At 54.0% G+C, this 14,015-nt stretch carries 14 protein-coding genes; 13 read left to right on the top strand and 1 reads right to left on the bottom strand.

Annotated elements, in window-relative coordinates:
- Positions 1–41 precede the first annotated feature (41 nt).
- From AK36_RS33160 to AK36_RS33120, 11 genes are all read left to right on the top strand, one after another.
- A complete protein-coding gene (locus AK36_RS33160; RefSeq protein ID WP_144410660.1) occupies positions 42–353 on the top strand; it encodes a hypothetical protein in 312 nt (103 codons plus the stop codon).
- A gap of 63 nt (positions 354–416) precedes the next feature.
- Complete coding sequence (locus AK36_RS20020) at positions 417–2,852, top strand: portal protein (protein ID WP_144410659.1); 2,436 nt, start codon at positions 417–419, stop codon at positions 2,850–2,852.
- Positions 2,853–2,864: 12 nt separating this feature from the next.
- A complete protein-coding gene (locus AK36_RS33155; RefSeq protein ID WP_144410658.1) occupies positions 2,865–3,131 on the top strand; it encodes a hypothetical protein in 267 nt (88 codons plus the stop codon).
- Positions 3,132–3,209: 78 nt separating this feature from the next.
- The gene (locus AK36_RS33150; RefSeq protein ID WP_144410657.1) at positions 3,210–4,280 is read left to right on the top strand and encodes a hypothetical protein; all 1,071 of its coding nucleotides are present in this window, start codon (positions 3,210–3,212) and stop codon (positions 4,278–4,280) included.
- Between the two features lie 18 nt (positions 4,281–4,298).
- Positions 4,299–5,285, top strand: a complete 987-nt coding sequence (locus AK36_RS33145) for a DUF5309 domain-containing protein (protein ID WP_144410656.1) — start codon at positions 4,299–4,301, stop codon at positions 5,283–5,285.
- 70 nt (positions 5,286–5,355) lie between these two features.
- On the top strand, positions 5,356–5,667 hold the full coding sequence (locus AK36_RS33140) for a hypothetical protein (RefSeq protein WP_144410655.1): 312 nt from the start codon (positions 5,356–5,358) through the stop codon (positions 5,665–5,667).
- Between the two features lie 2 nt (positions 5,668–5,669).
- Positions 5,670–6,329, top strand: coding sequence for a phage adaptor protein (locus AK36_RS33135; protein WP_144410654.1), 660 nt, complete (start codon positions 5,670–5,672; stop codon positions 6,327–6,329).
- Positions 6,330–6,344: 15 nt separating this feature from the next.
- A complete protein-coding gene (locus AK36_RS33130) occupies positions 6,345–6,740 on the top strand; it encodes a phage tail fiber protein (RefSeq protein WP_144410653.1) in 396 nt (131 codons plus the stop codon).
- Positions 6,741–7,511: 771 nt separating this feature from the next.
- Positions 7,512–8,483, top strand: a complete 972-nt coding sequence (locus AK36_RS33125; protein WP_144410652.1) for a hypothetical protein — start codon at positions 7,512–7,514, stop codon at positions 8,481–8,483.
- A gap of 13 nt (positions 8,484–8,496) precedes the next feature.
- The gene (locus tag AK36_RS31460) at positions 8,497–8,946 is read left to right on the top strand and encodes a phage tail assembly chaperone (protein WP_080938693.1); all 450 of its coding nucleotides are present in this window, start codon (positions 8,497–8,499) and stop codon (positions 8,944–8,946) included.
- Between the two features lie 16 nt (positions 8,947–8,962).
- Complete coding sequence (locus AK36_RS33120; protein WP_144410651.1) at positions 8,963–9,265, top strand: hypothetical protein; 303 nt, start codon at positions 8,963–8,965, stop codon at positions 9,263–9,265.
- A 563-nt stretch (positions 9,266–9,828) separates the two neighbouring features.
- Here the strand turns inward: AK36_RS33120 and AK36_RS20000 are convergent.
- A protein-coding gene (locus AK36_RS20000) for an IS3-like element IS407 family transposase (protein ID WP_106919332.1) occupies positions 9,829–10,949 on the bottom strand; the annotation gives its coding sequence in 2 pieces (ribosomal slippage) (positions 9,829–10,691 and positions 10,691–10,949; 1,122 coding nt in all).
- Between the two features lie 179 nt (positions 10,950–11,128).
- On the opposite strand from AK36_RS20000, the gene AK36_RS33115 reads away from it, so the two are divergent.
- Together AK36_RS33115 and AK36_RS31450 are read left to right on the top strand one after the other, a co-directional pair.
- Positions 11,129–11,770 (top strand): hypothetical protein, encoded by a 642-nt coding sequence (locus tag AK36_RS33115; RefSeq protein WP_144410650.1) that lies wholly within the window; start codon positions 11,129–11,131, stop codon positions 11,768–11,770.
- Between the two features lie 9 nt (positions 11,771–11,779).
- Positions 11,780–14,014 carry a transglycosylase SLT domain-containing protein gene (locus tag AK36_RS31450; RefSeq protein WP_080938691.1) on the top strand — a complete coding sequence of 745 codons (2,235 nt, stop codon included), beginning with the start codon at positions 11,780–11,782 and terminating at the stop codon, positions 14,012–14,014.
- The last annotated feature ends 1 nt before the right edge of the window (position 14,015 follow it).

The raw sequence follows: 14,015 nt of genomic DNA, 5'->3' as shown, positions 1-14,015 counted from the left end.
ACCAGTGCATTCGCACCTCTTCGTTCATTAAGGTAAGCATCATGGCAATTAAAAACTGGCTGGCTGACAGCTATGCAACTCATGGCAATTCAACGTCGAAATCAATCCCGAAGTCGGGGACGAGTTGGGACCGCGACGAAAAGCCACTTAAGGCAGTGGCAAACAAGGAAGGTTCCAAAATCACTCGCCAAGGCGATAGCTCAGGTGGCGGACGCTCGACTATTTCGAAGAATACGCCGGTCGATTCGAAGGCTGCGCGAAATAAGACCGCTATGGGTCTCATGAATCCGGAAAAAGGCAATGGCAACCCCCGCACCGCCCCGAAAGCAAATCAGAAGCGCGGTTCGTATTAAGCAATAACGCAGGGTCACGACTACCCCTCATCCACTGAGGGAAACATGGCACGACGCCGACGCATGAAAGCGCCAGTACAAGGCGGAAAAGACTTGTTCAATACGCCAAGTAAGGCGATGCAAAACGGGTCGCAACCTTGGACTCAGCGTGGAATACAAAAACAAGGTGGAGAATACGACGGTTCAACGCTTCACCAAGGAAACAACTACTTTGACCGACTAGAAAAAATTGACGATTACCCGGCTGGCGCAGATCGCGCACAGCAAGGTGCGGTCAACAGTGGAAACTTTCGAGCTGAACCGCTAACGGATGAGGAATTGGGCTCCATCATCCAGCAACAGCTAACGGACGCCCGAACATTCATTGATTACGAAGTCGGGCCACTTCGTGCGCACGCTACGGAAGCCTATAGAGGGCACGTAGAAGTTGTGGAACCGGGACAAGGTGACTCCGGCTACGAGGATGCAGCATTAGACCCGGCAGGACGCTCGCAAATCAGCAGCCGCGACGTTCGGGACACGATCCTTGGAATGATGCCCGACCTAATGCGTATGTTCACGTCCTCGAACGATATCGTGGAGTTTGAACCGCAGGGCCCGAAAGACGTTCCTTTTGCTGAACAGGCTACGGACTTCGCTAATTACGTGTTCACGCGTGATAACGATGGATTCGGAACACTGTACGCGGCAATCAAAGACGCACTCGCATACAAAACCGGCATAGTTAAAGTTTGGTACGACGATTCCGAAGTCGTCCGCACTGAAAACTATTCCGGTCTTGATCCGGTTGCCCTCGACCTACTTGAAAAAGACGATGATGTTGAGGAAATCTCGGTAATCAAGGAATACGACATTACCCCTGACATGTCGGCGCTTCCTATTCCGATCATTGACGCCAAAGTTAAGCGGCGGACAAAGAAAGGGAAGATTCGAATTGAGTGCGTGCCGCCCGAAGAATTCTTGATCGACCGGCGCGCCCGTAGTCTCGAATGCGATACGCCTAGTGCACGTGGCTTTAACGTTGTGGCGCATCGTCAGGTGATGACGACCTCTGAACTAGTAGCCCTTGGCTACGATGAGGACGTGGTACGCGAACACGTAACGAGTAACGAACTCGATATGAACGTGGAACGGATCGCGCGCCAGCCATGGGCACGAACCGTAGGCGGCTTTGAAGGCGCTAATCCAAGCCTGCAACGTGTTCTTTACTGCGAAGCCTACGCATGGGTTGACTCCGATGGTGACGGCATTGCAGAGCTACACAAGGTTTGCACGCTGGGCCCGTCTTTCAAGATCGTGGCACGCGAGCCCGTGGACTTTATCCCGTTCGCTGTATTCCATTGCGATCCGGAGCCGCACACGTTCTTTGGACAGTCGATTACCGACGTCACGGCCGACCTGCAACGGATCAAAACGCAGGTTTGGCGCGATAGCCTCGATTCGCTCGCTCAGTCGATCCGCCCGCGTATGGCGGTCGTTGAAGGGCAAGTGAATTACGACGACATTCTAAACAACGAAACCGGGGCCGTGATTCGCATGCGCGCGCCGGGGATGGCTCAGCCGCTTATCACCCCGTTTGTGGGTCAAGACGCGTTTGGAATGATCGAGTACACGGACACGGTGCTTGATAAGCGTACAGGCGTCTCAATGCAGTCTATGGGGTTGTCCGCTGACACGTTGCAATCGACTACTGCTTTAGCTGTTCAACAGCAAGTTAGCGCGAGCCAAGGCCGTATCGAACTCATTGGACGGATTCTGACAGACGGACTCCGACAAGTGTTCAAACTCATTCTGAACCTGAGTTGCAAGTATCAGGATAAACCGCGCACGATCCAACTGCGGGGAGAATGGGTAGACGTTGATCCGCGTTACTGGAATGCGGATATGTCTGTAAATATCAATGTCGCACTTGGCACCGGTACGGCTCAGCAAAAGATTCAGGCACTGGTACAGATCGCAGCAAAGCAGGAAATGCTACTGCAAACGCTTGGACCGCAAAACCCACTCGTTAATCTCAGCCAGTATTCTACAACTCTGGCAAAGATCGTTGAACTATCCGGGTTTAAGAACGCTGGCATGTTCTTTAATCAGATTCCGGGTAACCAACCGCCTCCCCCGCCCCCGCAACAGCCAGCCCCCCAGCCTGACCCGGACATGATTCGGGCTCAAACGGAACAGCAGACGGCGACTCAGAAACTCCAATTAGAAGCGCAACGCCTACAACTGGACCAACTGAAAGCGGCTCAGGAGGATCAACGCCTACGCGAGAAAGATGCAGCACAGATTGCATTGCAGCAATACGAACTTCAACTGAAGTATCAAGCCAAGTTGCAGGATTCAGCAATCAATCAGATGCGTGAAGACACACATAACCAACGTGCGCAAGACACGGCATTAATGCGTGACGCTATGCAACACGTAGCTGATGCGCATGCAAACGTCTACAACGCAACATCACAGTTTCAACAGCAGCCAAACCCGGAGCAAGCCGGATTTTAATCGGTGGTTACCATGAGTCAGCAAACTAAAGAACAGCAAATCGCGCTGGGTCAGAGCGCAAAGCAACTTATCGAAAATCCTGCTTTTCAGGAAGCTATCCGGCGAATGGAAAAGCAGTTTTATGAAGAATGGCGAAAGGCTACGACCGCAGAGCAACGCGAACGTCTGTATCTCCATATTTCAGTTCAACGCACTTGGTTTAATTGCCTGAATTCCATTTTGGGTGACGGCCAAGTGTCGGCGCAGGCTATGGCTGCTGCACGCGGCAACACCCGTTAATTCGGCCAACTCTGTAACTACGACGGTAACACATCCGCCGCCCCCCCTATCGCTCCAATTTTATTAAGGAAAAGGCAAATGACAACGCAAGCCAATACTCCGGGCTCCGGAACTGGTGTTGATTCAGCCAAAAACGCAATTGAAGCGCTGTTGACTGACGATCTACAGATCGGCAATACCAACACGCCTCACAAAGAAGAAAAAAGCAATGTTGAATCCCGCGAAGGACACCCGGAAACGGACCCTAATGAAAGTGGGGAAGAAACTGAGCATCTAGACGAATCTGAACACGACGAAGACTCCGATACTGACGACGGTCAGCCGGATGAATCGGAAGGTGGCGACGAGTCGAACACTGAGGAAAGCGATAACCATGATTTGGTTAGCGACGATACCACTTTCTCAATCCGCGACGGCGATAAGGAAGTTCCGGTAACGCTCGCTGAGCTAAAGAAAGGCTATACGCGCCAAAGTGATTACACGCGAAAGCTCCAAGCACTTGCCGAAGATCGAAAGACGTTAGGCAATGAAGCACAAGCGGCGCAATCTGAACGCGAACAGTACCGGCAAGGGCTCGCGCAGATTGCGGAGCTATATCAGCAGATGACGCCGCAGGAACCTACACAAGCGCAGTGGGACGAGCTACAGGCTACGGACCCGCAAACGTGGTTGGTTCAGCGCGCGCAGTGGCAAGACCACAAAGATCGCATGTTTCAAATCGCAAATGAATATCAGGCACTGACACAACGTCAACAAGCCGATATGCAACGCAGGCTGGCTGCGCGTATGGCCGAAGAATCCGAAAGGCTCAGTGCAGCTTTCCCCGAATGGAAAGATAAGGGTAAAGCACAGGCCGGTAAGCAAGCTATCCGCGAATACGCGAACACGCTTGGTTATTCGGACGACGAGATTAACTCGACTACCGACCATCGCATCTTTGTATTAGCCCATAAGGCAATGATGTACGACCGACTAGCCGGAAAGGGTAAGCCTGTTCCGAATAAACCAGCGTCTACAAAAGTTGTCCGCCCGGGTACCGCCGCCACCGCTCCTAACTCGAAACGTTCGGAAGTGACGGACGCGCGCAAACAGTTACGCAAGACCGGCAAGGTGGACGACGCCGCGCGCTTGTTTGAAAAACTTCTCTAAAGATCATTAGGTAATATCATGGCTCAATCTTTTAACACTTACGACGCTCGCGGCATTCGTGAAAACCTCGCCGACGTTATCGTAAACATTAGCCCGGTGGATACGCCGTTCCAATCGAACATCGGCAAGACGACAGCAACCAATACGTATTTCGAATGGCAAGCAGACGCCCTCACTGCGCCCAACCCGAATAACGCAGCGCTTGAGGGTGCTGATGCTGGCGCGGATACGAGTACTCCGACGAGCCGTATCGGCAACTACACGCAAATCAGCACGAAGGTTGTGCAGGTGTCGGGCTCTCTGGAAAGCGTTGATAAGGCTGGCCGTAAGTCGGAACTCGCTTACCAACTGGCTAAGCGCGGCTCGGAACTGAAACGCGATATGGAAAGCATCCTGACGGGTAACCATGCAGCTACTCCGGGTTCGGATACTACGGCGCGCAAGACCGCAGGTTTCGAATCGTTCATTCTCGACGCTAACTCGAACCGTGGCACGGGCGGTACGGCTGGCACGTATTCGGGTGGTATTTCGGCAGACAGCGGACTTCCAACCGGGTACGTGAATGGCGCTCCGACCGATGGCACGGCACGCCCCATTGACGAATCCATGCTTAAGGACATGCTCCAAAAGATGTGGCTGAACGGTGGTAAGGCCGATATGGTGATGGTTGGCGCACATAACAAGCAGGCTATCTCCGGCTTCTCGGGTATCGCTACGCGCTTCCTCGACGTTGAAGCTGGCGCACAAGCCGAAATCATCGGTGCTGCTGACGTGTACGTGTCGGACTTCGGCAGGGTTGCAGTCGTCCCGAACCGCTTCCAGCGTCAGGGCGTCGCACTTGGTGTTGACGTGGAATACGCGGCAGTTGCGTACCTGCGTAACTTTCAAATGAATCAACTGGCAAAGACGGGCGACAGTGAAAAGCGTCAACTCGTCGTGGAATACGGCCTCAAGGTTCAAAACCCGATGGCACACGGCGCTATTGCTGACCTCGCTACCTCGTAACTCTCCCGGTAGTGGCATCTAACACAAAGGGGGCTTCGGCCCCCTTTGTCGTATCTGAGGCAAATCAATCATGATTGTAAAGCATTTTGAGTCAGTGCCGGAATTCGGTATTGAGCGGTATTGGCATTACGACGAACACACGGATACGGCGACGATTGAAAATCGCCAGAATCATGACCCGGTTCTAGAGCGTAATAAACAGCGCTTCAACTCGATAGACGAACGCACGCGTTGGGGCGATTTTACAAAGGTAGCATCCATTCCGCTTGTCATCTATCAAGACCTGAAAGCGAAAGGCATTGCCGACGACCCAAGCGCGCTAAAGAAGTGGCTTAACGATCCGGAAAACGTCTACTTTCGCACGCGTCCCGGCAAGGTCTAATCATGGCGATAGATACATACGATGGACTATGTGCGTCTATTGCTGACTTTCTGAATCGTCGCGATCTAACCGCACAAATCCCTGACTTTATCCGGCTCGCTGAGGCAGCAGTAGATGCAGACGACCGTTTTCGAATCCTTCCCGCCATTACACGCAGTCAAGCCCTAATCGACGGATCGCAAGCGGACCAATGGGGGCAATACTTTCTACCGGTCCCGCGCGATTACCTGTCGATGCAGAACTTCCGGGTATTAGACCTCCCTCCCCCGGCTCGTATCGAACTCGTTACACAAACGCAGATGGATGACTTGCGAACGACTCAGCGAGTTGGACCGCCGCGCTATTACGCGTTGGCCGGGGAAACAATGGAGCTGCTACCGGCCCCGCCTACGGGCAGAGATTACACGGTTCAGATGGTCTACTACTCGAAAGTTCCAGCGCTCAGCGTGGACAATCAATCTAACTGGTTGCTGCGCCTTAATCCAAATGTCTACCTATACGGGGCTCTTATTCATAGCGCTCCGTATCTGAAAGACGACGAGCGCATTATGGTTTGGAAATCTCAGTATGAGCAACTGGCAGAAAATCTCAATGCTGCTGATGGCCGCGCGCAATTCAGTGGTTCAACAATGAAGATGCGGACGCGTCAACGCTACCGCTAATAAAGGAATCTAATCATGGCTCTTTCAGCAACTATTGAGCAAGCCATTCTGAAACACTTTTTGGGTGTTCAGGCTTATACGATGCCGACGACGGTATACGTTGCTCTGTTTACGACGACTCCGACTATGCCCGCTGGCGCTGGTGGCGTTGAGGTTTCGGGCGGTGCCTATGCGCGACAGCCGATCACGTGGACTGTTACGGGTTCTGGCCCGGCAACTGCGAATAATAGCGCTCTGGTTACGTTCCCGACCGCGACGGCGAACTGGGGGACGATTATGGGGGCCGGAATTTACGACTCCCTCACCGGGGGAACGCTGATTGATGCGGGCCCGCTCCAAGTATCGAAGATTATCGGCACTGGCGACGTGTTCGCATTCCCGGCCGCTAACTATACGATTAACCAGTCGTAAGGGGTGACGTATGGCTAACTTTGGTTACGGGGGCTTTCTCTACAGCCGGGGGCCATACGGTGTAAACACGGTGCAGGCAGGGACACTAGGGTCTGCGTGGGGCTCTACAAGCTCTCTAACGGCCTCGCGCAGGCCAACCGTGCAGATGCCAGTAGAAACGTGGCGTTGGTCCTCCACGTCGGCGGATAGCGCCATGCAATCGGGCGACCTCTCTAGCAACTGGACAAGCACGGACGTTATCTCCGGGCATGCGATCGTTGTAGCGCTCACGGCTAGCAACGGCGCGTGGGCTTCGATCATAGACGGTCAAACGGCAAAGGCCGGAACCACTGTTAGCGCGTGGAGTTCAGCAGACACGGCAATTGGTTCTCTACGCCCGTCGGGTGTTGTCCGCGACTCTGGAACATGGGTCTCCCATCTTGGCGGTGCGCTCGTCCTCGACGGGGACACTACCTCAGCTTGGTCCTCAACTAGTCAAGCATCGGGTATGCGGACGGCAGCGGGAGTCATGTATGAGTTTCTATTCAACTACAGCACAAGTAGAGGAAAGATCACAGCTAACGCCGTTGAATATTCCGATTGGATAGTGGCCAGTATCCGCATTCCAAGCATTCGCGTTTTCGGCAAAGAACACGCGGACTGGAATTCTGATTCCGAATCGAGCGGTCGTCTGCTTTGGGAAAACACGCCTCCCCCACTAGATCCCGATTGGATCACTCAAACGATTGGTCCTGACATTTGGACCCCTGTACATAAATAAGAGGTGATACGGTGGCAGATACTTTTACCCCATTCCTAAACCTTACCAAACCCGAAGTGGGCGGAGATCCCGATACATGGGGCACACTGCTTAACTCCGACTTGGATAAGATCGACGCTAATGCAGCGTTGAACATGCCGAAATCCGGCGGCACTTTTACCGGTCCCGTTACCATTGCGCAAACTACCGCACAACCGCTTGCCGTCACTTCAACCACTCAATACTCCGGTATTGTGATTGGGGGCACGGGAAACGGCACGGCCTACAACCCGCGCATTCAAACAAACGCAGACCCAAATGTAAAAGACATTGGATTCGTCAATGGTGCTAATACAGCGTATACCATGCGAATTTCTGATACTGGCGTAGTGACTATTCCGACGGGTCCGCTAAACATCGGTTCTGCCGTTTTCCAAAACGATGGAAACCTTAGCGGCCCTCTTTGGGGCGGCGCACTAAACAACTGGCTCTCTGCTAATAAGGTGCAGAAAACGGGCGATATCATGTCAGGCCGCCTGACTCTTAGTAAAGCTGGTTGGCAAGCCGATTTTGGACTACAGAACCAACGTGCAGGCGTCGGTGCATCGAGCGTCTATCTTCGCGCCCGTGACAACGGGGGTCTTGAAGTTATCAATAGCGCATATAACGCGGTCCCGTGGCAAGTCACTGACGACGGTCAAACGTATCAATATAACAACGTAAATGCCGGATCAGCGCAACTGCAAACAAACGGTAACGTTGTAGGGCCGGGCATGCCATACGGCGACCTGTTCACGGCACTGAATAACAAGGCAAGCGCGGGTGCTCAATGTGTGTATGCGAGCGGTCAAATTGAATGGGACTACGTTGGGAGTGTCAACTCCAACATTCACGGCCAGATTGACATGGGTAGCCCGTGGGTTTCCAACGGTCTGCGCGTCAATGCCTCCACCAGCTCGATTACCGCTATTTGGCAGCGCTCAATCTGGCTACGCAACCAGTAAGGATTAAGCAATCATGGCAATGGAATATTCAACCCTGTTTACTCAGGATCACATGATGCTGTGCTTACAGCGCATGTTCCCTACACTCATTCCCGGTGTCGACTATCGTTGTTTTTCACGTACAGATAGTAAAGGCAACCGCACTGGCGATCCCGAAATAGGAATATGGAATTCTGTTCCCGTTGAACAACCGCCGAGTGAATCAGCTAAGGCATTCAATAATTCAGTTAAGCAATTCTTTATTGCTAATGAATCGCTGATCCGCGCCGACTACATTCGACAGTTTCGGGACATGGAACTTGCGGCAACTGATGGGCTGGCTAACGCGCCGTCCGATGCACCTCCGGATGTACAAGCCCGCGCCGATGCATGGAAGGCATACCGCCAAGCGCTACGCGATATAACGACTCAACCGGGCTTCCCCATGAATATCACGGTTCCACAGAGACCTGACAACCAGTAACAAACGAGATAGCAGCATGTCATTACAACCTGCAATTGATATAGCCGCGCTAAAAACTCGCGTTGACGGACACGACGATGCCATCACGACAATGGGTCGTCGTCTGGATAGAAACGAGGAAGCGGTTATTAAGCTCCGGGAGCTAATGTCACAAGTAGCAACGCGCGACGACGTTGCGAATCTACGCGACACTGTACAAACCCAATTCTTTAAGCAACTTACCGAAGCCAGAAACTCGATTCCGGGAAAGGTAGCCGCGTTATGTGCCGTTATCTCTCTGCTGGTTGGGCTCGCTGGTTTTCTGGCCGGTCACGGTTGAGGGATTGGTGTGCACTTTATTCGCATCCTACTTACGGAACGCGACAATAAAAGCCCTTGCATAGTTCGCTTTATGTGGGTTGTCGTTTTTGTTCATTTGCTCGCCCTAACAGGATTCGCACTAATCAAAGGCCAGCCTTTTGATTTTGGGGCCGACGTTCGCGCATGGTGTGAATTCTTAGCGTGCGCATCACTTGGCATTGCAGGCAAAGCACTAACAGAGAAGAAAGAATGAGGTAACGTTTTATGGCTCTATTCCCCGTCGCACTCCCTCCGGGCGTATATGCAAACGGCAGTGAGTACGAATCTAAGGGGCGTTGGCGACGGGCTGAAATGTTGCGTTGGTATAACGGTTGCCTCCGTCCTATTGGAGGCTGGCAACGGTTTACCTCTCAACCATTACCAGAGCCTGCACGCGCCCTACTCACGTGGCGAGATAACAAAGGTACTCCACGTTGCGCAATTGGATCTGCTAACAAGCTGCTCTACACCGGCGGATCAATCTTTACCGACATTATGACCTGCCCCCATCAATAGGGCCAATGGGCTTCTAGCAAAGTCCCTTTAAACCAACTCCTGGAAAGCGGCAGGAGTATCCGCGGTTGCCCGATGTTTCGCCGCAAACTCTGACGGCGCAAGGTAGTTCAGTGCGCTGTGCGGCCTTTGCTCGTTGTAGTCCTGACGCCATGCCGCGATGACTGCCCGAGCATGCGCGAGCGTCGTGAACCAGTGCTCGTTAAGGCATTCGTCGCGGAACTTGCCGTTGAACGATTCGATGTACGCATTCTGCGTTGGCTTGCCCGCCTGAATCAACTTCAGAGCGACGCCGTTCGCATACGCCCACTGGTCAAGCGCGCGGCTCGTAAATTCGGGGCCCTGGTCTGTTCGCACCGCCTTGGGATAGCCACGGAAGCGAGCTGCGCGGTCCAATGCCCGAGCGACATACAAACCTGAGATGCCATGGTCGACAACGATGTCGACAGCCTCTTTCGTGAAGTCGTCGACGACGGTCAGGCACTTCACGCGCCGGCCGTTGGAAAGCGCATCCATCACGAAATCGATTGACCACACCTCGTTGGGGGCGCCCGGCAATGCCAGTTGCTCGCGCTCAATCATTACGCCGTGGCGCTTGCGACGGCGCCGCACAGCCAGCCCTGCCTCACGGTACAGGCGATAGATGCGCTTGTGATTGGCGTGCGTGCCTTCGCGTTCTACTAGGGCGTGCAATCGGCGGTAGCCGAATCGACGACGTTCGTGTGCCAACTCCACCAGACGCGCCGCTAGCACCTCATTCTCGTGGTCTGGCTTCGCGTCGTAATGCAGCACGCTGCGAGAAAGCCCGACAAGCCGGCAGGCGCGGCGCTCGGAGATGTTGACCTTCCCCCGAATCGCCGATACTGCTTCGCGTTTGGCTTGCGGGCTCAGGGCTTTCCCTTGACGACGACCTTCAACGCTTCCATATCGAGCATTGCTTCGGCCAGCAGCTTCTTCAGCCGGGCATTCTCCACCTCGAGGTCCTTGAGCCGGCGCGCTTCCGAGACCTCCATGCCGCCGAACTTCGCACGCCAAGTGTAGAACGACGCATCACTGAACCCGTGCTTCCTGCACAGTTCCTTGACCGGCATACCGGCCTCGGCTTCCTTCAGAAACCCGATGATTTGCTGTTCCGTAAAGCGCTTCTTCATGTTCGTCTTCTTCTCCGAAAACGAACTTTACTAGACTCCGGCTGGCCCTGTTTGCAGGGGGCAGGTCAATCGACAACTCTCTAGGTGGTGGACAACAGGCCCCACAATCGGCACCTCCACAACAAGCACCGACGCAAAGCCTTATCACGTACAAGGAACCGCCCAAGCTCGCGGTTCCAATGGGTACGCAAACCCCGGGCGCGGCCGCGGCTGCATCGGCAGCAGGTTCAGCGGCGGGTAAGCAATACGCAGCGGATACGGCTGCGGCCGGTAGCTATCAGCAAACTATCCAACCTATCGTTGGTGCCCTGCACTCGTTGCAGGACATTAACACCGGTCCGCTTGCTAGTCGTATTCAGAACTTCCAATCGTCGGTTACTCAGATTGCACCGGGTCTTGCGTCATCAATTGGAATCGATCCGAAGAAAGTTCAGGATACGGACCTGTACAAGAAATACACGGCTCAGCTTGGTATGGGCTCAATGAGTGCGGCCGGTAGTCCATCGGATGCGCGGCTTAACCAAGCGGTCGCAGGTTCGCCCAACCTCGCTCTTAACAAGGGTGCTAACTATCAAGTGCTGCAAAAAATGGCCGCAGTAACGGATATGAACCAATACATTCAAGGGCAATTCCAGAATTCGGGACTCCCTGCTGAGAAATGGCCCGCGTATAAAGCACAAGCGCAAAAGCAAATGGACCCCGCCGTTTTTGCAATTGACTACATGACCCCGGAGCAGAAATCGCAATTCCGGGCAAACATGAAACCCCAACAATTGCAGAAATTCATGCGCGACTACACAACATACAAACGAAGTCAGTAAGGAGGGGTTATGCCTCAGATGGCGGATTACTCTGGATTATTCGCAGCATCCGGCGCTAAGTACGGGGTTCCGCCTCAACTACTTGGCGCTATCCAAAACGTTGAATCAGGGGCGGGTACAAATCCCGCCGTAGTTGGCCCTGCCCCTGCTATTGGTGGTGATGATCGCGCGCACGGAATTATGCAAATCATGGGTGCGAATGCTAAGGCCGCAGGCATTAACCCTAACGTTCCTGCACAGGCAGTTGATTGGGCGGCTCGGAACCTCAAACAACTGTATCAAAAATTCGGCAATTGGGACGATGCTGTGCGCGCCTATCATGGTGGCACGAATACCGATAATTGGGGGCCGCGCACCAACAACTATTACCAAAAGGTTAGCGCCAAGTTCGGCAGTCAACCGCAATCAATACAAGGGCCTCAACCTATGGCACTGAACACACTGGACAGCGGGCTGATTGATCCGTTTGCGGATGCTACGCCGTCACCACAGGCTAAAGCGAGTCCGCAACGCACGGGCACTAACCAATCACAACCGCAAGTAACGACGCAAGCCGATCAAGGGCTAATCGACCCGTTCGCAGATGCAGCACCAGCACCGCAACCCGGCGCACCGGCACCGCAACCGCAACCGCAGGCTCAGGCAAATCAACCGGGTATGCTTACGTCGCTCGGCGCTGGCTTGGGACACGGTTTCGGCTCAACGATGCTCGGGGCTCAACAACTTTTGGGTAAGGGACTTGCACAGGCTCCGGGGCTAATCGGTAAGGCCGGTAACTGGCTCGTCAACGATGCAACTCAGGGGATGAAAAACCTCGATTCGGAATATGCACCGGCAAAGGCTGCGAATCCGATTACTGCCGCTGTTGGCAACATCGCGGGCGAGATAGTACCGGCTCTAGCATTGCCGGGCGGTGCTGGCGTTGTAGGTCGTATTGGTTCAAGTGGTGGACGGCTTGCAGCTCGTACCGCAATTGGTGCAGGCCAAGGTGCTGCAATGGGTGCCGTTCAGGGAGTGCAAAATCCGGACCAAAACTTTGCGCAACAGAAGGTTGACCAAATCAAGAGCGGCGCAATTGGTGGTGCTATTGGTGCGCCGGTTGCATCGGCTGCGGGCCGGGTATTGGCTCCCGTTGGTTCGGCCTCTATAAACGCGCTGCGGCAGGCCGGGATTACTCCGTCACTAGGTCAGATGCTCGGGCCGGTTGCGTCCAACCTCGAACAGAAAGCAACAAGTCTCCCGCTTGTTGGAAACATGATTAACTCCACTCGTCAGAATGCAGTTTCTCAGTTTAATCTTGCGGTTGGGAACGATGCGCTCGCGCCCATTGGCGCTACTCTCCCGCGTAACGTGCAAACTGGTGCGGATATGGTTCAACACGTTGGGGACCGTATCGGACAGGAATATCAAACCATCGCGCGAAATGGTCGTGTTGTGATGGATGCACCACTGCAAAACGATATTGCGTCCCTCACTCAGGGCATTGGACAAGACGCGCCTGCACTTGCTGGACGCTTTCAAAGTATAGTCAATAACCAGTTGCTGAATAAGAACGGCGGCAATCTGAGCGGCGACGCATGGGCTAACACACGCTCGGCAATCAATGCGCAGATTCGCAATCACAGCGGATTTAACGCTAGTTCTGATGATCGTGTGATGGCGGACTATCTCCAACAGCTTCAAGACTCGATTACGTCCAACGCCGAGCATTACAGCAATCAGCCTGTGCGTCAGCAACTTGGGCAAGCTAACGCAGCATATGCTCGTTACAAGGCATTGGAGAAAGCAGCGGGCGGACCAGCAGCACAGAAGGCGGGTAACGTGTTTACTCCGTCACAACTTCAAAGCGCGATTCGTTCGGGTCAGAGTGCACAGCAACGCGCAACGTCGTCAGCTAATCAGGGGTTTTCCAACTCGCAGTTGGCTAACAATGCGCAATCCGTGCTCGGCAACACCGTTCCTGATTCCGGCACGGCGGGGCGGCTCGGATTGATGGATTTGATAACTGGCGCGGGGGCGTTGCATAACCCGATGCTTGCGGCAAAGGGTGCAGCGCTATCACTGCCCTATCTCCCGGGCGTGCGCAACGCGGTCCCGGCGCTTGTTGCTAGCCGTCCGCAAGCTGTGCGGAATCTGGCTCCGGTCGTGCGTCAAGCTCTGCCGGGTATGCTTGGCGGTCTATCGGCTCAGCAACCTCCCCAACAGCAGAATCAGGGCGTGTTGAGCGGTCTACTAGCGTACTAAC

The sequence above is a fragment of the Burkholderia vietnamiensis LMG 10929 genome (assembly GCF_000959445.1).
Classification (GTDB): Bacteria; Pseudomonadota; Gammaproteobacteria; order Burkholderiales; family Burkholderiaceae; genus Burkholderia; species Burkholderia vietnamiensis.
This window is presented reverse-complemented; position numbering and strand designations above follow the sequence as displayed.

What these genes read in the sequence shown, in the direction of transcription:
- AK36_RS33160 (WP_144410660.1), top strand. Translation starts at nt 42, where the DNA reads ATGGCAATTAAAAACTGGCTGGCTGACAGCTATGCAACTCATGGCAAT.
- AK36_RS20020 (WP_144410659.1), top strand. Translation starts at nt 417, where the DNA reads ATGAAAGCGCCAGTACAAGGCGGAAAAGACTTGTTCAATACGCCAAGT.
- AK36_RS33155 (WP_144410658.1), top strand. Translation starts at nt 2,865, where the DNA reads ATGAGTCAGCAAACTAAAGAACAGCAAATCGCGCTGGGTCAGAGCGCA.
- AK36_RS33150 (WP_144410657.1), top strand. Translation starts at nt 3,210, where the DNA reads ATGACAACGCAAGCCAATACTCCGGGCTCCGGAACTGGTGTTGATTCA.
- AK36_RS33145 (WP_144410656.1), top strand. Translation starts at nt 4,299, where the DNA reads ATGGCTCAATCTTTTAACACTTACGACGCTCGCGGCATTCGTGAAAAC.
- AK36_RS33140 (WP_144410655.1), top strand. Translation starts at nt 5,356, where the DNA reads ATGATTGTAAAGCATTTTGAGTCAGTGCCGGAATTCGGTATTGAGCGG.
- AK36_RS33135 (WP_144410654.1), top strand. Translation starts at nt 5,670, where the DNA reads ATGGCGATAGATACATACGATGGACTATGTGCGTCTATTGCTGACTTT.
- AK36_RS33130 (WP_144410653.1), top strand. Translation starts at nt 6,345, where the DNA reads ATGGCTCTTTCAGCAACTATTGAGCAAGCCATTCTGAAACACTTTTTG.
- AK36_RS31460 (WP_080938693.1), top strand. Translation starts at nt 8,497, where the DNA reads ATGGCAATGGAATATTCAACCCTGTTTACTCAGGATCACATGATGCTG.
- AK36_RS33120 (WP_144410651.1), top strand. Translation starts at nt 8,963, where the DNA reads ATGTCATTACAACCTGCAATTGATATAGCCGCGCTAAAAACTCGCGTT.
- AK36_RS33115 (WP_144410650.1), top strand. Translation starts at nt 11,129, where the DNA reads ATGGGTACGCAAACCCCGGGCGCGGCCGCGGCTGCATCGGCAGCAGGT.
- AK36_RS31450 (WP_080938691.1), top strand. Translation starts at nt 11,780, where the DNA reads ATGCCTCAGATGGCGGATTACTCTGGATTATTCGCAGCATCCGGCGCT.